Origin of the sequence: Maritalea mobilis, from assembly GCF_004363175.1 — a bacterium.
Classification (GTDB): domain Bacteria; phylum Pseudomonadota; class Alphaproteobacteria; order Rhizobiales; family Devosiaceae; genus Maritalea; species Maritalea mobilis.
Genome location: NZ_SNYR01000001.1, coordinates 247,870 through 267,102, shown reverse-complemented (window position 1 = coordinate 267,102; position 19,233 = coordinate 247,870). Strand labels below are relative to the sequence as shown.

Sequence of the window (19,233 nt, the reverse complement as noted above, 5' to 3'; positions counted from 1 at the left end):
TCTATGAATGATGTGGTACAAAACCGCCCCTTGGTGGACGTCAAAAATTTACATATGCAGTTTGAGTTGCACCATCGTGGCCCTGGTTCGCTGGGTCTGCGTAGCCGAAAAAACTATGTGCATGCGGTGAACGATGTTTCTTTCTCCATCGATCAGGGCGAGGCTTTTTGTTTGGTTGGGGAATCTGGCTGCGGGAAGTCAACGATTGCACGACTGATCACCGGGTTGGAGCGGCCAACTTCGGGCGAAATTCACTTTGATGGTCAACGAGTTGATCAACTTTCACGTGGTGAACAGCGCCCCTTGCGCAAGCGCATGCAAATGATTTTCCAGAACCCCTACGCATCGCTTAATCCACGCATGACGGTGGATGAGGCTTTGGTTGAACCTCTAAAGCACCACTTTCCCGATTATTCGCCGCAGGACATTCAACAGCGCAAGACGGACATTATGCGTTCGGTGGGGATTGATCAGACCTGGAGTGATCGTTACCCCGATGCTTTTTCAGGCGGGCAACGCCAACGCATAGCGATTGCGCGCGCGCTGACGGTTGATCCCGAATTTATGATTGCTGATGAACCGATTTCTGCACTTGATGCTTCGATACAGGCGCAAATTTTGAACCTTATGCTTGAAGCACGGGCAGAACGCGGCATAACATATTTATTTATTGCGCATGATTTGAATGTGGTGCAGCATTTTGCCACGCGTGTCGCGGTTTTATATTTGGGGTCTATTTGTGAGATATCCAGTACTCGTACTCTGTTTGAACGCCCGAAACATCCTTACACAAGGGCACTTTTGTCTGCCATTCCGCAACTTAAAGACGACAAGCCAAAATATATTCGCCTGCGTGGTGAGCGGCCAACGCCGCTTGCGCCGCCAACTGGCTGTCCGTTTGAAAGCAGATGTCATTTCGCCACCAATCGCTGCCGTCATGAGCGCCCTCGTCCCATGCGCCAACCCGATGGAAGCACAGTAGCGTGCCACGCAGTTGAAGAAGATCGTTTGGATGATTGATCACCCACCAAGTTTAGGGATGGAATAAGGCTTTGGACCTCATTTGGCTCAGAGATTTTGAGGCGCTTACCGTGCAGAAGAGTTTCTCGCGGGCGGCAGAGGTGCGCAATGTGAGCCAACCTGCCTTTTCTAGACGCATTCGCGCGCTTGAAGATGAGGTTGGTGTTAAGCTGATTGATCGGCAAACGCTACCCTTATCACTTACGCCTGCGGGGCAAGTGTTTCTGTCGCAAGCGAAAATCATCTTGGATACATTTTCGGAAACGGTCGAGCGCTGCCAAACCATTGATGCGGCAAATGAAAATCAAATTCGATTTGCCACCACTCAATCCCTATATCTTACCCACTATAAGTCTCATATCGCACCGCTTGTGGACCAGGTCGGCTTAGATGTGGACCTCAATTCGTCGGCATGGGAAGCGAGCAAATTTGTTACGGCGTTGCAGCAAAATTATTGCGACATTATCCTGACTTATTGGCATCCGGACATGGATTTTCTGGCGCCGTTGGAAGTGGCGCAATGCGATTACATCACGCTTTCTACAGATAGATTGTTGCCAGTGACGGGTGCGGAAAATGGCGCGCCGCTATTTAGTTTCGACACTGGACAAAATAGTTCTGTACCGCTTTTGAGTTATGGCAACACGTCATCACTTCGCCCTGTGGTGGATGGCATTCTTTCGCGTGAAATACACCCCAAAAGCATTTTTGTGGTCAGCAAAAATGCCTTGGCTGTTTCCATTAAGGCTATGATTCTGAAAGGATTTGGCTTTGGATGGTTGCCCTTTGATCTCTGCAAAGAAGAGCTGGAGAATGGTAATATTTTGCAGATGGGCGACGAACGACTGACTGAGAATTTGCAGATCCGGCTTTATAAGAAAAAAGACAATGACAAGCCGACATTGCAGCGGCTGTGGCGTGAAGTGGAAAGCCACGCGTAGCTTGCGATGCGACGAAGCGGCGCAAATGCGCCACTAAAATTACGTTTTATTCTTCTTTAAATTTCAGTATTCTGTGCGCAGCCCTGCCCGAATTTTTCGCAGGTGGGCAAAGGAATTTTTATGTCGGCTCACACATCATTTCGCGCGCTACTTTCGGTCATGGCATTGCTGCTGACTTTGTTTTTGGCTGCTTGCGCGACTGATCGCACCGATTATACGATGAGTGCCAGCAGTGCCGCCACTGTGCCCAATCTTAAAGGCGTGCGCATTTGGGCAGACGACCCGAGAATCGTGAATGCGAAATTATGGTCTCCATCGAGTTTCCAAAACCAATCCAGCCCACTCACCATGCTGTCGCTTTCTGGCGGCGGTGCCGAGGGTGCGTTTGGAGCAGGCTTTTTGACCGGATGGAGCAAAGCAGGCACCCGGCCACAATTCACAGTGGTGAGTGGCACCAGCACAGGTGCACTATTGGCTCCATTTGCCTTCTTGGGCCGCGGATATGATCCCATTTTGGCGAGGCTATTCACCGAAGAAAAAACAAGCGATTTGGTTCGTGTTGCCGGCCTGTCGGCAATTTTTGGTTCAAGCGTGTTGAGCGCACAGCCCTTAGAAAAGATGGTTGCGCGTTATGTGACGCCAACATTGCTGCAGCAAATTGCAGCGGAGCACAAAAAGGGCCGCCGGCTTTATGTGATCACCACCAATATTGACACCCAGCGTACCGCCATTTGGGATATGGGCGCGATTGCCAGTGCTCAAAATGAGTCCGCCCTTAATTTATTCCGACAGGTTTTGGTGGCGTCTGCCAGCGTGCCGGGCGTTTTGCCCCCACAATATATTGAGGTGACGCATCAGGGACAGACATTCAAAGAAATGCATGTGGATGGCGGCGTCACCGCAAATATCATGTTGCTGCCTGAAGCGATTGTACAGGCAGGGCAATTGAGAAACTTCTCTTCGACGCCAACCTTATATCTATTGGTCAATGGAAAGATTGGGCATGAATATAAGCTGGTAAAACCGCATACGGTTAGCATCTTGGAACGTTCTTTTGGCTCTTCCATTAAAGCCAACTCACGGCAAAGCATTATCGCTGCGCAACAATTTGCAAAACGCCATGGCTGGAAAATGCGCATGGCGGCATTGCGCATGGATTATGATTTACCTGTGAACGAAGTTCGCTTAGATGAAACCGAACTAACACAGTTGTTTAATGAAGGTGTGCGTGCGGGTGCGTCGAATGATCGTTGGCAAAACGGCCTCTAAGGCTGGGAAAGCTCGTTGCAAATATTTGCCAAGGCCTCTGCCAGTTTTTGATCAAGCATGGGCAATAGTTCTGTCCAATCATCAAACTTTTGCAGCTCTTTTTTGCCGTCGCTAATGCCACGTAGGACAATGAGGGGCACATTGTGGGATTGGCAGGCGCGTTTTACCGCGAAGCTCTCCATATCCACCATGTCTTCTGCTAGCTGATCAAATTCAGGACCCACAATGACCTTGCCACCTGTGGACAAGGTTGCGGCGGGCAGAAAGTCAAACATTGGGCCCAGCGGTAATGTTGCTGGCAAGTCGAGAAATGGCGTTCTGCCTTTTTCAAATCCGATGGCCGAAGCGTCCATATCGCGATAGCTGACGCTTGAGGCTTGATAGATTTCGCCTTGGGCAAGTCGTGACGAGCCTGATGAGCCAAGAAGCACTGCATAATCGGGCTTCTCTGGCAATTGGTTCAGAATCTGCATGCTGTTCATTGCAGCTTCAACAGGCCCTACTCCAATAATGTACGGAGCGATCTGCTGATTGAGATGTTCGCCATATTCAATGGTTGTGGCCATTAGCGGCAGGATTTTCATGCCATTTTTGAGTTTCTTAATTTCGGCCATAATTGCCCCGTTTTTAAATGCGATGGCGCCCCGATTGTTCCGTCCATATGCGCAAAATAAAACAATAATTCGTCTTGAGATCATTAAGCTAGCATGTTTAGGCTAGCAATGATTTGCAAATCAAACCTAATGGGGTTCCCTTAATGTGGATAGCTATCCGTGCGGCATGGCCGTTATTTGTGGGCATGGTGTTGCTGATGGTCAGCAATGGCTTGTTGTCGACAATTTTGACCATTCGTGCGCAAGAGATCGGGTTTAATGAAACCACAATCGGTTTGGTGCAATCCGGCTATCCCATCGGGTTTATCTTAAGCTGCTTCATCACCCCGATCATGATCAACCATTCCGGTCATGTGCGGGTGTTTGCAGCATTGGTTTCCATTGCCAGCACCTCCGCGCTTATCCACCTGATCACCAATGATCCTGTAAGCTGGGGCGCAATGCGGATTCTATCTGGCTTCTGTTTTTCTGGCATTTATATCGTGGCAGAAAGCTGGTTGAACTCATTGGCAGATAATAAGAATCGCGGCTCCTTGCTCTCATCTTATTTCGTAGTGCAAACGGCAGGCTATATGGCTGGCCAATTGATGATCGGCCTTTCAGCGCCAGGCGATATCACGCTGTTTATCTTTATCTCTGTTTTGCTTTCCGTCTCATTGGTGCCGATTTTGATTGCGGCGACCACACAGCCCAGCTTGGAAGAGCCACAACGTGTGACGCTAGTGGAACTGTTCAATATTTCGCCCATGGCCGTGATTGGCGGTTTCTTCATCGGTATCGCCAATGGCGGCTTGGCGTTTGTTACGGCGATCTATGCCCGGAAAGTTGGCTTAAGCGTTTCAGAAACCGGTTATTTGCTGGCGGCGAGTACGTTGGGCGGACTGTTGCTTCAGTTCCCGCTGGGCAAGCTTTCAGACCTGTTTGATCGACGGATCATTATTGTTGGTGCCTCGCTGGTGAATGGCCTTGTGTGCTTTGTGATGGTCTATATCGGCACGCCGCATCTTTATCCGTTATTCTTATTTGGCGGCTTCCTGATTATGGGGGGATTCACCCTGCCCGTTTATTCGATCTGCATGGCGCACATGAATGATTATTTGAAGCCACAACAAATGGTTGCGGCCTCAAGCACGTTGGTTTTGGTGTTCTCAACCGGCATGGTGATTGGACCGATTGGTGGCGCGTTTGCGTTGGATCGGTTTGGCGGCACCGGCATGTATGTGTTTTATGCGCTTGTGGCGCTTGTGTTGGCGGGAACGGGCATTCAGCGGCTTGTGGCCAGCGACAAAGGCGAAGTGGACGACAAGGACGCGATTGTGCCGATTACGCCAACAATCACGCCGGAAGCAACACAAATGCATGTGGACGACATGCCTGCAACAAAGGCGAGCTAGCGCTCGCCTTTCGGCGCCCTTTTTTGCCCTGCCATAAAAATTAGTGCGGAGAGGAAAAATGGCAACGCAAACAGAATATTGTTTGCGGGCCGTTCTCTGAAATATGCAATTTCCAAAAATGTGACCATGAGCAAAAAGCCGGTTTCAAAGTTGAAATTTGGCCGCTTTAGGCCTTCAAGACGTTTGGCATGAATGATTGCAATCTGCATTAGGCCGAACAAGACACCGATCCAAATCAAATGAAATGACTCTGCTGTGTTGGGATCAACCCACCCCTGGCTCGTGCTGAATGCGCCGACGATGACAGCCAGTATGGATGAATAGAAACCCAAAGCAGACGGCCATACCAACTTCCACTGGCTTCGCCAGACCTTGGATTGCCGCAATGCCAAGAGCGCGCCACACCATGCCACGACCAAAATGGCCATCAGATTTGCCGTCGCAACAGGCAGTTTAATGAGAAGCGGCAAGGCAAACATGGCCACGCCGCAGATGATCATATCGATACCAAAACGGCCCTCCGCCTGCCGACTTTCCTTACGGCGCCAATAGCGACTGGCGAGTTGCATGGCGCTTAGCATGAACACCAGCAAGGCGGCGAACAGCAGTGAGTGAGTATTGAGAACCATCAACAACAGCCAGAAGGCAGCAACGACACCTAAGCCCATGGCGGATTGCAGCAATGGCGCATTCAAATATAGGCGAAACGGAATATCGCCCTTCAACCCGAAATAAATCAGGCTTGGCAAAAATGAATATATGCCAAGGGAAAAAATGATTTGGCCTGGTGGCACCACTTCTCCGACGATTTTAGCGGATGCGAGCAATAAAGCTGCAATAGCGCCAGCCAGAAATAACAAGATATGTGCAAAGTTCATCGGCTTTTGAACTTCTCCTCCCGTTAGAAAGGATAGCTTCACAAAGCCAGATTTGGCAAATCAAACTATTAGCGCGGCATGTTGCGGCGGAAGCCTTCCTTAAACGCTACGATGGCAGCGCTGCCAACGATGAACGGCAATGCGGCATAAAAGCTGAGACTGGGGATGTTGCCGAAGATTGTGACACCGATGATCACCGCCCAAATCAGCGATAGATATTCGTAAGGCGCAAGCTTGGATGCTTCGCCCAGTTGGAAGCTGGTGGTGACCAGAATATGGGCAAAACCGCCGAACAATCCTGCGCCGAGCAGCAAGATTTCTTGTTTGAAATCTGTTTCAGCCCAGCCGAATGGCAAGGTGCATAAGCCGAAGATTGCGCAAGTGAGCGCGAAATAAAATGCGATCGCGGCGGGATGTTCGGTTCTGGCAAGATTACGAATCTGGATGATTGAGGCCGCAGTGAGAATTGCGGCTAAAACGCCAAGGCTCACGCCAATCAAGTAGGATTCATTGTCGGTACGGCTGTTCATCAATTCGGGCACAACAAGCACACCTGTACCGAAAACACCGAGAATAACTGCAACCCAACGCACGGCTGGCACCACTTCTTTCAAGAAGATTTGTGCGAAGATCACCACGAAGATGGGCGACAGATAGGTCAACATGGTTGATTCAGCGATGGTGAGATAGGCCAACGTGGCGAATGACGCGAACATGGCGCAGCAGCCAGTTAAACACCGGAACACATGTTTGATCGGATATTTTGTTTTCAGGCCCTTGGGAAACTCGCCGCGAATCCACAAATAGCCAACCAGCGGGATGAGTGCATAAGCGCTGCGGTAAAAGACGATTTGCCCCGTTGGGGCAGCATCGGACATGGCTTTTACGCAAGCGACCATCAGCGCAAATAAAATGCCTGATCCGACGCGCAAAATAATGGCTAGGCTATCTTGTGACATGATCCACCGGATTGGTTGGACCTTTACGATAGCCTAGCCTTCAAATTGCGCAATGATTCTTTTAGATGGTTGGGGCTAACCCTTCCAAGCGTGAAATTGTGCAAGCAAGCCCTCGGTGGAGCCATCGTGCTGGCTCGGCGCGTTGGCGTCCTTCACTTTGGGCAGGATGGCTCTGGCCAGTTGTTTGCCCAGCTCTACGCCCCATTGATCGAAGCTATTGATGTTCCAAATCGCGCCTTGCACGAACACTTTGTGCTCATAAAGTGCGATCAGTTTGCCGAGCATCTTTGGTGTCATCTTGGTGTAGATCAAAGTGTTGGACGGGCGGTTGCCTTCGAACACTTTATGCGGCGTGAGCGCTTCGATTTCAGCGGCTGACAAGCCCTGCTCTTTCAACTCTGCCACTACTTGATCGGCGCTTTTGCCGAGCATCAAGGCTTCAGACTGGGCGAAACAGTTTGCGACCAGCTTTTGGTGATGTTCGGGCAGATTGTCGTGTGCCTGCGCGGCCACAAGGAAATCGACGGGAATGATGTCGGTGCCCTGGTGGATCAATTGATAAAAGGCGTGCTGACCGTTGGTGCCCGGTTCGCCCCAAACAATTGGGCCAGTCTTTCGGGTAACTTTTTCACCATTTAGCTGCACGGATTTGCCGTTGGATTCCATATCTTGCTGCTGCAAATAGGCGGCGAAGCGGTTCATACGCTGATCATAAGGCAGAACGGCGTGGGTGGCATGGCCCCATACATTGCGGTACCACACGCCCAATACGGCCATGATCGCGGGCATATTTTCCGCGAGTGGCGCAGTGAGAAAATGTTGGTCCATTTCATAGGCGCCAGCCAAAAATTCATCAAACTGGTCTGGACCGATGGCCAGCATGACGGGCAAGCCGATAGCGGACCAGACGGAATAGCGACCGCCGACCCAATCCCAGAAGCCAAAGATGCGATCTTGGGCGATGCCGAAATCAGCACAAGCATCTAAGTTCGTAGAAAGCGCCGCGAAATGATCTTTCACCGCTGCATCACCCAGCGCGTCCACGAGCCATTTGCGGGCGGTGTTGGCGTTGGTCATGGTTTCATCGGTGGTGAAGGTTTTTGAGGCGACCAGAACCAGCGTGGTTTCGGGCTGAATTTGCGCCAGCGTGTCAGCAATATCCGCGCCATCCACGTTTGAGACAAAGTGCGGCGTGATGCCTGCGTCGATATATGGACGCAGTGCGTTGCACACCATGGCGGGGCCAAGGTCTGACCCGCCAATGCCGATATTGACTACATCGGTGATTTTTTTGCCTGTTGCGCCCTTGATGTCGCCAGAGCGGACGGCGTTGGCAAAAGTGCGCATATTGGCCAATACCTCGCGCACATCAGGCATGACGTCTTTGCTGTCGACCATGACAGGCTGGTCGCCCTGATAACGCAGCGCCATATGCATGACGGCACGGTCTTCTGTGGAATTGATATGCTCGCCTGCCCACATGGCGTCACGCCGCGCTTCAACATTGGCGGCTTTGGCGAGATCGATCAGCGCGTTAAACGCACTCTCATCGATAAGGTTTTTGGAATAATCAAGGGCGAGATCATCCAACTTGAGGCTAAATTTGCCGAACCGGTCCGGATCAGATTTAAACATCTCCCGCATTTTGGCATCTGCCAAGCGGGTGTGATGATGGGAAAGCGCAGTAAAAGCTGAATCGATCTGGGACATGATCTTTCCTTTAATTATAGAGGTGGAATATCACCTTTCGCCCAACCTTCGCGGGTTTCGGCTGCGAAATCATCAAACCGATCCTCGGCAATTGCATCGCGCATACCTTGCATCAAAGTTTGATAATAAGCCAAATTGATCTGCGACAAAATCATCGCGCCCAACATCTCGTTGGCACGAATAAGATGGTGCAAATAGGCCCGCTGATAAATCTGACAGTTGGGATTGGACGAGGTTTCATCCAAGGGACGTGCATCGTCTTTATGACGCGCATTTTTGAGGTTGATCACACCATATTTGGTATAGGCATGACCGTGGCGTCCGGCGCGTGTAGGGTGCACGCAATCGAACATATCAATGCCGCGTTTGACCGCGCCGAGCAAATCGTCCGGCTTGCCCACGCCCATCAAATAGCGTGGTCGATCTTGAGGCAAAGCAGGTGTTGTGTAGTCCAACACCTCAAACATGGTTTCTTGCGGTTCACCCACAGCAAGGCCACCGACAGCGTAGCCTTTGAAACCAATTTCGGTAAGCGCTTGCGCAGAGCGCAGGCGTAAATCTTCTTGGTCGCCACCTTGGACAATGCCAAACAGCGCCCGGCCCGGCTGGGTGCCGAATGCATTTTTGGACCGCTCGGCCCAACGGACAGACAATTCCATGGCGCGTTGAATATCTTCGCGCGTCGATGGCAAGGCGACACACTCGTCGAGCTGCATTTGAATATCCGCACCCAACAGGGTTTGGATTTCAATTGAACGTTCAGGTGTGAGCATGTGTTTGGAGCCATCAATATGCGATTTGAACGACACGCCGTGTTCGTCCAGCTTGCGCAATTTGGCGAGGCTCATCACCTGAAAGCCGCCAGAATCCGTGAGGATGGGGCGAGACCAATTGGCAAATTTGTGCAGGCCACCCAAGTGCGCCACGCGCTCTGCGCCGGGGCGCAACATCAAGTGATAGGTGTTGCCCAGAATAATGTCTGCGCCAAGTTCACGCACTTGATCAGGATACATGCCCTTCACCGTGGCGGCGGTGCCGACAGGCATAAAGGCAGGCGTGCGGATTTCGCCGCGTGGCGTTGAAATTTCGCCGAGGCGCGCGCCATTGCTTTTCGATTTCAGTTCAAAAGCAAAGTCTTGGGTCATTCTTAATCCTTGGCCGCCAAATCAGCACGAAACAACAAAGAGGCATCGCCGAATGAATAGAAGCGATATTTGCTGTCGATGGCGTGTTTATAGGCCTTTTGCATGGTCTCAAAGCCAGAAAAGGCCGAAACCAGCATAAAAAGTGTAGATTTTGGCAAGTGGAAGTTGGTCATCAACACATCCACTGCATTAAATTGATAGCCCGGTGTGATGAAAATATCTGTTTCACCACAGAATGGCTTTAGCTCGCCATCCATTGAAGCGCTTTCCAACAGGCGCAGACTGGTGGTGCCCACAGCAATCACGCGTCCGCCCTTGGCTTTTGCCTCATTGATGGTCTCGATGGTCGATGAGGTGATTTCACCCCATTCTGCGTGCATTTTGTGGTCTTCTGTGTCGTCCACTTTAACGGGCAGAAATGTCCCTGCCCCAACATGCAATGTGACCTCTTCAATCTTCACGCCTTTGGCGCGGATAGCGTCCAGCAAACGATCCGTGAAGTGCAAGCCAGCAGTGGGTGCTGCGACCGCACCATCATGCTTGGCATAGATGGTTTGATAGTCCGTATCGTCTTGATCTTCATGATCACGCTTTGCGCCGATATAGGGCGGCAGTGGCATGGCTCCGCGGGCTTTGATCGCCTCGTCCAGTTCAGCACCTTTTTCGGCGAATTTAAGCTGCACTTCGCCCGCATCGGCTTTTTCCACCACTTCGGCGCGCAACGGGTCTACGCTTTCGCGCAAAAACTCGACTTGGTCGCCGATTGCTAATTTTTTGGCTGGACGCGCAAAGGCCCGCCATTGTTGCGGGTCGACACGTTTATGCAGATTGACGGAGATTTTCGCTACCGCCTCGCCGCGTGTGCGGGTGCCGACAAGTTCAGCGGGCAACACTTTAGTGTTGTTGACCACCAAAACATCATTTTCGGTTAGAAAATCAGTTAGTTCGGAGACCGAACGGTCCTGCAGGTCTGTAGCTGGATTGACCACAAGCATACGTGCAGAATCACGTGGCACCGCAGGATGCAGTGCCACAAGATCGTCCGGCAATGTAAAGTCGAACTCGTCTACGCGCATAAAGGCTTACTGATCTGCAGCCACGCGCATGGAAACGATGCTATCTGGGTTGGCCACAGGCTCACCGCGCTTCAACTGATCAACTGCATCCATGCCGTCAATCACTTGACCCCAAACAGTGTATTGGCCGTCAAGGAATGACTGATCGTCAAAGCAGATGAAGAATTGTGAGTTGGCTGAGTTCGGGTCCATTGTGCGGGCCATTGAACATGTGCCGCGCTTGTGTGGTGTGTCGTTGAACTCTTGTGGCAAATCTGGCTTGTCTGAACCGCCAGTACCGGTGCCATTTGGGCAGCCAGCCTGAGCCATAAAGCCTTCAATCACACGGTGAAATACGATCCCGTCATAGAATTTTTCGCGTGCCAATTCTTTGATGCGCTCAACATGCTTTGGCGCAACTTGTGGCAACAACTCGATGGTCACGCTGCCTTTAGTTGTTTCCAAAAGCAATGTGTTTTCAGGATCTTTAATATCAACCATTTTGTTCTCCTCAACGCACAGAAGGCGTTGTTCGGTCATTTTCATATGCGGCGGACAAGATATCCGCCGCTATTCGAGATGGGTTTTACTGGTCTTTCACGCGAAATGAAACAATTTTATCTGGCTCTACGACCATCCCATTGCGATTTGGGTCACCTTTTTTAATTTGGTGAATATGTTCCATGCCGTCTGTGACATAGCCAAATACGGTGTATTGGCCATTCAAGAACTCAGCATCTTCAAAGGTGATGAAGAATTGTGAGTTGGCAGAGTTTGGGTTTTGGCTGCGCGCCATGCCCAATGTGCCGCACTGATAATTTGTGTCGGTGAATTCGGCGGGCAAATCATCATAGCTTGAGCCGCCCATGCCAGTGCCGGTTGGGTCGCCCGTTTGGGCCATAAAGCCTTCGATCACGCGGTGGAACACCACATTGTCGTAAAAGCCTTCTTTGGCCAATGTTGTTATGCGTTCGACATGCTTTGGTGCCAAATCTGGGCGCAATTCAAACGCAACTGTACCGGTTTTCAGTTCCATTTCCATGGCCACTGTTTCAACGCCTTCTGGCGCGGCAGGTGTTTCGCACGCTGGATAGGATTGCGCTTGTGCGGAAGAAGCCGCCTGGGCCGGCGCTTTAGTCAACTCACTATAGGCTGCAAAGGCAAATACGCCCACAAAGGCAACGCCCAGCATCGCAAAGGCTTTGGTTTTGTTATTATTTTCAGTCATTTACTCTTCAATACATTTAGAACTGCGTTGGGAACAAAGGCCGTGATGTCACCGCCCATCTGAGAGATTTGACGCACCAATGTTGCAGAAATATGCCGAACATGTGGGCTTGATGGCACAAACACTGTTTGCAGGTCTGGTGCCATTTGCGCGTTCATACCTACCATTTGCATCTCATAATTATAATCGGTGGTGTCACGCAAGCCGCGAATGATGATATTTGCGTGCAAATTACGTGCAGCATGGATCATCAAGCCATCAAATTGAGCAATTTCAATGGTCACATCGTTACGTTTGGCAATCGGCGTGATGGCTTGTTGCAGCAATGTTAGCCGTTCGTCCCCTGTGAGGATCGGCGATTTGCCGTGATGCACACCCACGCCAACAATGAGCCGATCCACCAAGCGACATGCCCGCTCAATGACATCGATATGTCCGTTGGTGATGGGATCAAATGATCCGGGGTAAAAGCCTGTTCTTTTTTCCGCCATAAGTGCCTCAACCTTTTTGCTGCAGCGCCAACCAGGCACCGCCAACGATAAGAAAGCCGCCGCTCATTTTATTCAGCAAAGCGACACGCTGTTTTGACAATAGGTTACGCGCCTTGCTGGCCGCAAGGGCATAACAACTATCAATGGTGGCAAAAAAGGACACAGTGATGAGTCCTAAGACCATAATTTGTGGCGCCACGGGCTGAGCAGTATTGATAAATTGTGGCAGAAATGCCCCCAAAAACAGCAAGGCTTTGGGGTTGGCCATGGTGACCAGAAAGCCCTGCACCACATATTCGATAAATCCGCGTCCATCCACTCGGTCAGATTCAAATTTCAAGCCTGATTTGTTGCGCACCATCTTGATGCCCAAATAGATCAAATAGGCTGCACCAAGCATTTTCAACCATACAAAAGCATTGCCCATGATGGCGATGACCGCCTCTAAGCCAAGTGCAACGATGCTGACCATCAAAAGCACCGCGATCTGTGCGCCCAAGATGGTGCCAAAGCCGCCGCGCAACCCGCGAGAAAGTGCGTTTGCGACAATGATGGTGATGGTTGGGCCCGGCACAATGGCCAGAAAGAAACAGGCCGTGACAAAAGCCAAAAGCATGGTGCTATCAAGCATGAAATCCTCCCAAAGAAAAAGGCCGAGAAAATCTCGGCCTTTTATTATTATTCATTTTCTGGCTGATCGCCACCGGAAGTTGGTGGGGCGCCATCACCTGCGATCTCATCCCCCTCCTCGCCTTCATCGGCTTCGGGTTCGGAAATTCGCTCAACGGACACGACATGCTCATCTTTGGCGGTGGACAGCACGGTTACCCCTTGCGTTGCCCGACCAGCAATGCGGATGCCATCGACAGGCACGCGGATCAGCTTGCCGCCATTGGTGACGAGCATAATCTGATCGTCATTTTCCACTGGGAAGGAAGCGACAATCTTGCCGTTACGCTCGCTCATAGCCATTGCGGTGATGCCTTTACCGCCACGGCCTGTTTTACGATATTCGTAAGCAGAGGTCCGCTTGCCGTAACCATTTTCAGAGATGGCGAGAATGAATTGCTCAGCTGCGCTCATTTCTGCATAGCGTTCGGACGACATTTCCACATCGCCCACACTCAACTCTTCATCAAGCTCAGCGCCCTCTTCTGCATCACCATCCATCAAACGACGCAGCTTTAGATAAGCTGCGCGTTCTTCTGGTGAAGCGTCGAGGTGGCGAATGATGGACATAGCGATCACTTCGTCGCCATCTGCAAGGCGAATGCCACGCACGCCGACTGAGTTCCGGCTGGTGAAGACGCGCACATCATCCACTGAGAAGCGCATAGCCTGGCCCAATGCGGTGGTGAGCAACACATTGTCGTCAGCAGAACAGGTTTCCACGTCAACAATGCCATCACCATCTTCCAGCTTCATGGCAATCTTACCGTTGCGATTCACATTGATAAAATCAGCCAATGAGTTACGACGCACTGTGCCGCGCTTGGTGGAGAACATGATGTCCAAATCCTGCCAAGTGCCTTCATCTTCCGGCAACGGCATGATGGAGGTGATGTGTTCGCCTTCTTGTAGCGGCAAAATATTCACCAATGCCTTGCCGCGTGAGTTGGCTGCGCCAACGGGCAAGCGCCACACTTTCAGCTTGTACACAATGCCACGGCTGGTGAAGAACAGAACCGGCGTGTGGGTGTTTGCCACAAACAGACGCGCCACAAAGTCTTCATCACGTGTGGCCATGCCGGAACGGCCTTTGCCGCCACGGCGTTGGGCACGATAGGTCGAAAGCGGCACGCGCTTGATGTAACCACCGTGAGAAACGGTGACCACCATATCTTCGCGTGCGATCAAATCTTCATCATCAACATCGCCAACGGCGTCCACAATCTCAGTCCGGCGTTCAGTGCCGTAACGATCACGCACTTCGAGCATCTCTTCGCGGATAATCTCAACAACGCGCTCTTTAGACCGTAAAATGTCGAGATAATCTTCGATCTCGGTGCCCAATTTGTTCAATTCGTCGCCAATTTCGTCACGACCAAGCGCTGTCAAACGTTGCAAGCGCAAATCGAGAATGGCTTTCACCTGCTCTTCTGACAGATAATATGTGCCATCTTCATTGACGGTGTGGCGTGGGTCATCGATCAACTTGATCAAAGCTTCCACATCACGCGCAGGCCATGCGCGCTCCAACAAACGCGCACGCGCAGTGGCAGGATCGGGCGCTGTGCGGATAAGCTGGATCACTTCGTCAACGTTGGCAACAGCGATCACCAAGCCCACCAAAACGTGCGCACGGTCACGTGCTTTGTTCAGCAAGAACTTGGCGCGGCGCGTCACCACTTCCTCACGGAAGTCGATAAAGGCGCTCAAAATGTCACGCAGGCTCATTTGTTCTGGCTTGCCACCATTCAAGGCAACAAAGTTACAGCCAAACGAGGTTTGCAGCGGCGAATATTTATAAAGCTGGTTCAACACAATGTCTGGCACTGCGTCGCGCTTCAGCTCGATCACAACGCGCATACCTTCACGGTCTGACTCGTCGCGAATATCAGAAATGCCTTCGATGCGCTTGTCGCGCACCAATTCCGCGATCTTTTCGATCATGGAGGCCTTGTTCACCTGATATGGAATTTCGGTGATGATCAGCGCTTCGCGGTCTTTACGGATTTCTTCAACGCCCACTTTGCCGCGCATCAAAACAGAGCCACGGCCCGTTTCATAAGCAGAGCGAATGCCGGAACGACCAAGAATAATGCCCGCGGTCGGGAAATCCGGCCCTGGCATAATTTCCATCAATTCTTCAGTTGTGATCTCTGAATTGTCCATCAAAGCGATTGCAGCGTTGATCACTTCACTCAAATTGTGGCTTGGAATGTTTGTCGCCATACCAACGGCAATACCACCTGAACCGTTGACCAACAGGTTCGGGAAGCGCGCCGGCAGGATGGTCGGCTCGCTCTCTGTATTATCGTAGTTGTCGCGGAAATCGACAGTGTCTTTATCAATATCTTCCAATATGGCGGTGGAAACGCGTTCCATGCGCACTTCGGTGTAACGCATGGCGGCCGGCATGTCCCCATCGATGGAGCCGAAGTTGCCTTGGCCATCAATCAGTGGCAAGCGCATGGAAAATTCCTGCGCCATCCGCACAAGTGCGTGATAAACGGCAGTATCACCGTGTGGGTGATATTTACCGATTACGTCACCGACCACACGGGCCGACTTACGATATTGCTTGTTCCACTCATAGCCATTTTCGTGCATCGAATAGAGAATTCGACGGTGCACAGGCTTCAACCCATCGCGCACATCTGGCAGCGCCCGGCTCACGATCACGCTCATCGCGTAATCAAGATAAGAGCGGCGCATCTCATCAGTGACAGAGATCAAAGAGATATCTGAATTGGGTTCATTTTCTGGTGTTTGATCGTTGGGCGTATCAGTCACGGCTGTTCTTATTGCTGTTGCGTGTGCGTTAACCCTCTGTTCTTAAGTGATTCCGCAACAGAACACCATTCAGATTGCACGCTTGTACACATAAGAAGGCCGGATTTTGGCGTTTTTTACGCCGAATTTAACGCAAACTTGGCAATATCGTGGCAATTTAAATCAGAATCTGCTTAATTCTCCGCAAAAAACCAGAACAAAGACTTGCCGCCTGCAGCTAAGTCGCTGCTGCCACTATTGGAGTGTTGTACATTGTCAATCGGTTTTGGCCTCGAGCGTATCGGCCTTATCACCCTGAAATATCCTAAAATTGTCACTGCGGTTCTCATCGCATTTACTCTGCTTTGCCTGGCACAAGTGCCACGCATCACCATCGATGGCGATTTGCTGCGGCTTTATAAGAATTCAGGCGAATATTACGACACCTATGTGGAGTTGGGCGAACGGTTCGGCACTTTTGAGAATGATGCTTACATTTTGGTCAAATCTGATCAGCTTACTGATCCAGAAGTGATTGAAACCATGCGCGAACTGGCGCTGGAGCTCGAGTTGAACAGCTTTGCCAGCGGCACGCTTTCTCCGTTCTCTTTGCGCAAACCTGCTGAAGAAGATGGGATCACGCGCCCTGCTGTGCCGGAAGATATGGCCAGTGCCGAAGAAGTAGCCGCTGCGCTGAATGATTTGCGCCAAAATGACCCGATGATGCGCAACCTTATCGTCGAAGATCTCACCGGCTTTGTGATGCTGATGTTCCCCAACCCGGACATGCTGAAAGGTGACGGCGAAGCACGTATGATCGCAGAGCTGCGAGAAATGATCAGTTTTTATGATGATCCGCGTTATCAAATTGAACTGACAGGCCCGCCGATCTGGAAATCTGAACTTTTGAACGCCAGTAAATCTGACCAAGTCAAATTTACGGCTGCGGGCATTATTCTTGGCTTCTTGACCGCATTTTTGGCCTTCCGCACGTTCTGGGGCGCGGTGTTGGCAACTTTGGCCCCGTTTGTTTCGGTTCTTTGGGTGGTGGGCAGCGTTGTGCTGATTTTCGGTTCCTTCACCTTCCTCACCAATATTTTGACAGCGCTCGTTCTGGTGATTGCCTTTGCGGAGAGTATGTTCTTCTGTTTCCATTGGCTGCGATTATCGCGTGAAGGCATGGACCATGAAGAAGCGATCCGCGAAACGATTGTGCGCGTTAGCCCAGCTTGTGCGCTGACTTCGATCACCACCGTTGTGGCGTTTTTGTCGCTTAGCATTGCGCCAGGGCAAGGCATTTTCGAATTTGCTATCACTGGTGCCCTCGCCATCCCGATGGCATTTTTGGCCCTAGTGACCTTTTTGCCTTTGGCACTGCGTGCAGCTACCCGCATGGGCTATAAGCCAAAGCAGGCCCCTAGCGTGGCGCTTACTGCCATCATTCCACCGCTCTCCAAGCTAGCGGAGCGTGGACACAAGCCTGTTGCGATTTTGGGTGTGCTGGCCTTTGTGCTGATGCTTTATCCGCACTTCCAATTGCAGCCCACTTTCTCTTTCCAGCAATTTTTGCCAAAAGGCTCGGAAGCTTTGGATACGTCTGAAGCGATTGACCAAGGTGTTGGCGGTGTGGCGCCGCTTTACGTTTCCATCCCGCTTTTGGACAATGACCCGCAGATCACAGATGATGATTTTGCGCGGGTTGAGACCGTTCACGGTATTTTAGAAAATATCTTCGGCAAAGGCAAAGTGATCTCCGGTGCCAGCTTCAACCATTATAGCGAAGCCGGGTTTAGTCGTGACCAAATTTTTGATGCGGTTGGCCCGTTCATGAAACGCCGTTTCATCACCGATGAAGGCGATTTGGCTATGGCCACGGCCTTTATGCCTACTCAGCTTGGCTCTAAAGAAGTGCGTGAATTGGTGGAAGAAACCGACGCCGCTTTGAAAGAAGCTGGATTGGGCGATGCCTCCATCTCCGGGTTTAGAGTGCTTTCCGCCTATGAAAGTGTCGATATGATCCAACGGCTGCAAGATGGCTTGACCATCGCCGTGGTGATTTCGATCTTCATCATCGGTATTGCTTTTCGGTCTTGGCGCGTTGCGCTGATCTGCACCATTCCAAACTTTGCGCCTATTTTGGGCACAGAGCTTTATCTGTGGGTTTCAGGCGCAGGCCTTCAACTCACCACTGTCATTTCGTTGACGATTGCATTTGGTATTGCCGTGGATGACACGATCCATTTCATGAACCATTATGTACGTGCACGGAATCAAAATTATGGTCACAAGGAAGCGGTTATGCGGACATTGGAACGTGTTGGCCCTGCTTTGATTGCCACCACACTCATCCTTTGTGCGGGCACAACCGTAGTTATATTCTCAGTGTTGCCGCAGGTCGCCCTATTTGGGGCACTTTGCGTGCTTACTCTTTTCTTGGCTTTGTTGGGCGATTTGATTATTTTGCCTTCATTGCTGATCGCCGGGGGGCGATTGTTTAGATCCTTTGGAGGACAACCGAAATGAATTTCAAGCATATCGCGAATGCTTTTAAAGCGCTGATTTTGGGCGCTGTTTTGGCCAGTGGCTTTTCAACACCCAGTTTCGCGGGCAAAGCCGATATAGAATTGCTGAAAAGCTATGTTGGCAATTGGCGTGGCCGTGGCGAAGCTAAACTCGCCTCCACTGGTGAAGACGAAACCGTTTTGTGCAAAATGGATTTCACAGATACAGGACCAGATCGCATTGGTCTGCGCGGTCGGTGTTCTTTGGCTGGCACAACTTTATCGATGCGCGGCACCGTCGCTTATGTTGAGAAAAATCGTCGGTTTGAAGCTGTAATGTCTTCTAACACGAGCTTCCAAGGCGTTGCCATCGGCCGTCGTTCAGGCAAAAACCTCAATTTCTCCTTGCTGAATGTGAAGGCAGAGAATGACGATGCGTTTGATATTGGAGTTGGTCTTCAGCTCCGTAACGGCCAGATTGTTGTGAAGTTTGATATTTTGCATAAGGAAAGCGGTGGCAAGTCTACGGCGAACATTCCGTTCTCCAAGAGCTAAAGCACTTAAAATTCCAAGCAAAAAGGCCGCTCAAATTG

The 19,233-nt window shown here is 51.0% G+C and carries 17 protein-coding genes; 6 read left to right on the top strand and 11 right to left on the bottom strand.

Annotated elements, in window-relative coordinates; translation table 11 throughout:
- The first annotated feature begins 3 nt into the window (after positions 1-3).
- The 3 genes from ATL17_RS01255 to ATL17_RS01245 all read left to right on the top strand — a co-directional run bounded on the left by ATL17_RS01255 (position 4) and on the right by ATL17_RS01245 (position 3,230).
- On the top strand, positions 4-1,020 hold the full coding sequence (locus ATL17_RS01255; protein WP_133570966.1) for an ABC transporter ATP-binding protein: 1,017 nt from the start codon (positions 4-6) through the stop codon (positions 1,018-1,020).
- A gap of 32 nt (positions 1,021-1,052) precedes the next feature.
- Positions 1,053-1,961, top strand: coding sequence for a LysR family transcriptional regulator (locus ATL17_RS01250; protein ID WP_133570965.1), 909 nt, complete (start codon positions 1,053-1,055; stop codon positions 1,959-1,961).
- Between the two features lie 120 nt (positions 1,962-2,081).
- Positions 2,082-3,230 (top strand): patatin-like phospholipase family protein, encoded by a 1,149-nt coding sequence (locus ATL17_RS01245; protein ID WP_133570964.1) that lies wholly within the window; start codon positions 2,082-2,084, stop codon positions 3,228-3,230.
- On the opposite strand, the gene ATL17_RS01240 is transcribed toward ATL17_RS01245, so the two are convergent.
- Entirely contained in the window at positions 3,227-3,844 is a 618-nt protein-coding gene (locus tag ATL17_RS01240) for a 5'-methylthioadenosine/S-adenosylhomocysteine nucleosidase (RefSeq protein WP_133570963.1), read from the bottom strand. The two genes, ATL17_RS01245 and ATL17_RS01240, sit on opposite strands and share 4 nt — an antisense overlap.
- 143 nt (positions 3,845-3,987) lie before the next feature.
- Here ATL17_RS01240 and ATL17_RS01235 point away from each other — a divergent pair, with 143 nt between their 5' ends.
- Positions 3,988-5,238 (top strand): MFS transporter, encoded by a 1,251-nt coding sequence (locus ATL17_RS01235; protein ID WP_133570962.1) that lies wholly within the window; start codon positions 3,988-3,990, stop codon positions 5,236-5,238.
- On the opposite strand, the gene ATL17_RS01230 is transcribed toward ATL17_RS01235, so the two are convergent.
- From ATL17_RS01230 to gyrA, 10 genes are all read right to left on the bottom strand, one after another.
- Positions 5,235-6,116, bottom strand: coding sequence for a hypothetical protein (locus tag ATL17_RS01230; protein ID WP_133570961.1), 882 nt, complete (start codon positions 6,114-6,116; stop codon positions 5,235-5,237). The two genes, ATL17_RS01235 and ATL17_RS01230, sit on opposite strands and share 4 nt — an antisense overlap.
- Before the next feature lie 68 nt (positions 6,117-6,184).
- On the bottom strand, positions 6,185-7,075 hold the full coding sequence (locus ATL17_RS01225) for a DMT family transporter (RefSeq protein WP_133570960.1): 891 nt from the start codon (positions 7,073-7,075) through the stop codon (positions 6,185-6,187).
- Between the two features lie 75 nt (positions 7,076-7,150).
- The gene (pgi, locus tag ATL17_RS01220; protein ID WP_133570959.1) at positions 7,151-8,785 is read right to left on the bottom strand and encodes a glucose-6-phosphate isomerase; all 1,635 of its coding nucleotides are present in this window, start codon (positions 8,783-8,785) and stop codon (positions 7,151-7,153) included.
- A 14-nt stretch (positions 8,786-8,799) separates the two neighbouring features.
- Positions 8,800-9,930: a tRNA guanosine(34) transglycosylase Tgt gene (gene tgt, locus ATL17_RS01215; RefSeq protein WP_133570958.1), complete on the bottom strand. Its 1,131-nt coding sequence runs from the start codon at positions 9,928-9,930 to the stop codon at positions 8,800-8,802.
- A 2-nt stretch (positions 9,931-9,932) separates the two neighbouring features.
- Positions 9,933-11,006, bottom strand: coding sequence for a tRNA preQ1(34) S-adenosylmethionine ribosyltransferase-isomerase QueA (queA, locus tag ATL17_RS01210; RefSeq protein ID WP_133570957.1), 1,074 nt, complete (start codon positions 11,004-11,006; stop codon positions 9,933-9,935).
- A 6-nt stretch (positions 11,007-11,012) separates the two neighbouring features.
- Entirely contained in the window at positions 11,013-11,486 is a 474-nt protein-coding gene (locus ATL17_RS01205) for a peptidylprolyl isomerase (protein WP_133570956.1), read from the bottom strand.
- Positions 11,487-11,571: 85 nt separating this feature from the next.
- Complete coding sequence (locus tag ATL17_RS01200) at positions 11,572-12,213, bottom strand: peptidylprolyl isomerase (protein WP_166638850.1); 642 nt, start codon at positions 12,211-12,213, stop codon at positions 11,572-11,574.
- Positions 12,210-12,704, bottom strand: a complete 495-nt coding sequence (coaD, locus tag ATL17_RS01195; RefSeq protein WP_133570955.1) for a pantetheine-phosphate adenylyltransferase — start codon at positions 12,702-12,704, stop codon at positions 12,210-12,212. Before coaD ends, ATL17_RS01200 begins: the two co-directional genes overlap by 4 nt.
- 7 nt (positions 12,705-12,711) lie before the next feature.
- Positions 12,712-13,335 (bottom strand): LysE family translocator, encoded by a 624-nt coding sequence (locus ATL17_RS01190; RefSeq protein ID WP_133570954.1) that lies wholly within the window; start codon positions 13,333-13,335, stop codon positions 12,712-12,714.
- 47 nt (positions 13,336-13,382) lie between these two features.
- The gene (gyrA, locus tag ATL17_RS01185) at positions 13,383-16,160 is read right to left on the bottom strand and encodes a DNA gyrase subunit A (protein WP_281275844.1); all 2,778 of its coding nucleotides are present in this window, start codon (positions 16,158-16,160) and stop codon (positions 13,383-13,385) included.
- A 252-nt stretch (positions 16,161-16,412) separates the two neighbouring features.
- Between gyrA and ATL17_RS01180 the strand changes: the two genes are divergently transcribed.
- Positions 16,413-18,662, top strand: a complete 2,250-nt coding sequence (locus tag ATL17_RS01180; protein WP_133570953.1) for an efflux RND transporter permease subunit — start codon at positions 16,413-16,415, stop codon at positions 18,660-18,662.
- Entirely contained in the window at positions 18,659-19,195 is a 537-nt protein-coding gene (locus ATL17_RS01175) for a hypothetical protein (protein WP_133570952.1), read from the top strand. The genes ATL17_RS01180 and ATL17_RS01175 overlap by 4 nt, the downstream gene beginning before the upstream one ends.
- Positions 19,196-19,233 lie beyond the last annotated feature (38 nt).

Bases quoted from the DNA above. Each gene is read 5' to 3' on its own strand.
- ATL17_RS01205 (WP_133570956.1), bottom strand. From the start codon at position 11,486: ATGGTTGATATTAAAGATCCTGAAAACACATTGCTTTTGGAAACAACT.
- ATL17_RS01225 (WP_133570960.1), bottom strand. From the start codon at position 7,075: ATGTCACAAGATAGCCTAGCCATTATTTTGCGCGTCGGATCAGGCATT.
- ATL17_RS01175 (WP_133570952.1), top strand. From the start codon at position 18,659: ATGAATTTCAAGCATATCGCGAATGCTTTTAAAGCGCTGATTTTGGGC.
- pgi (WP_133570959.1), bottom strand. From the start codon at position 8,785: ATGTCCCAGATCGATTCAGCTTTTACTGCGCTTTCCCATCATCACACC.
- ATL17_RS01190 (WP_133570954.1), bottom strand. From the start codon at position 13,335: ATGCTTGATAGCACCATGCTTTTGGCTTTTGTCACGGCCTGTTTCTTT.
- coaD (WP_133570955.1), bottom strand. From the start codon at position 12,704: ATGGCGGAAAAAAGAACAGGCTTTTACCCCGGATCATTTGATCCCATC.
- queA (WP_133570957.1), bottom strand. From the start codon at position 11,006: ATGCGCGTAGACGAGTTCGACTTTACATTGCCGGACGATCTTGTGGCA.
- ATL17_RS01245 (WP_133570964.1), top strand. From the start codon at position 2,082: ATGTCGGCTCACACATCATTTCGCGCGCTACTTTCGGTCATGGCATTG.
- ATL17_RS01230 (WP_133570961.1), bottom strand. From the start codon at position 6,116: ATGAACTTTGCACATATCTTGTTATTTCTGGCTGGCGCTATTGCAGCT.
- ATL17_RS01240 (WP_133570963.1), bottom strand. From the start codon at position 3,844: ATGGCCGAAATTAAGAAACTCAAAAATGGCATGAAAATCCTGCCGCTA.
- ATL17_RS01235 (WP_133570962.1), top strand. From the start codon at position 3,988: ATGTGGATAGCTATCCGTGCGGCATGGCCGTTATTTGTGGGCATGGTG.
- ATL17_RS01200 (WP_166638850.1), bottom strand. From the start codon at position 12,213: ATGACTGAAAATAATAACAAAACCAAAGCCTTTGCGATGCTGGGCGTT.
- tgt (WP_133570958.1), bottom strand. From the start codon at position 9,930: ATGACCCAAGACTTTGCTTTTGAACTGAAATCGAAAAGCAATGGCGCG.
- ATL17_RS01255 (WP_133570966.1), top strand. From the start codon at position 4: ATGAATGATGTGGTACAAAACCGCCCCTTGGTGGACGTCAAAAATTTA.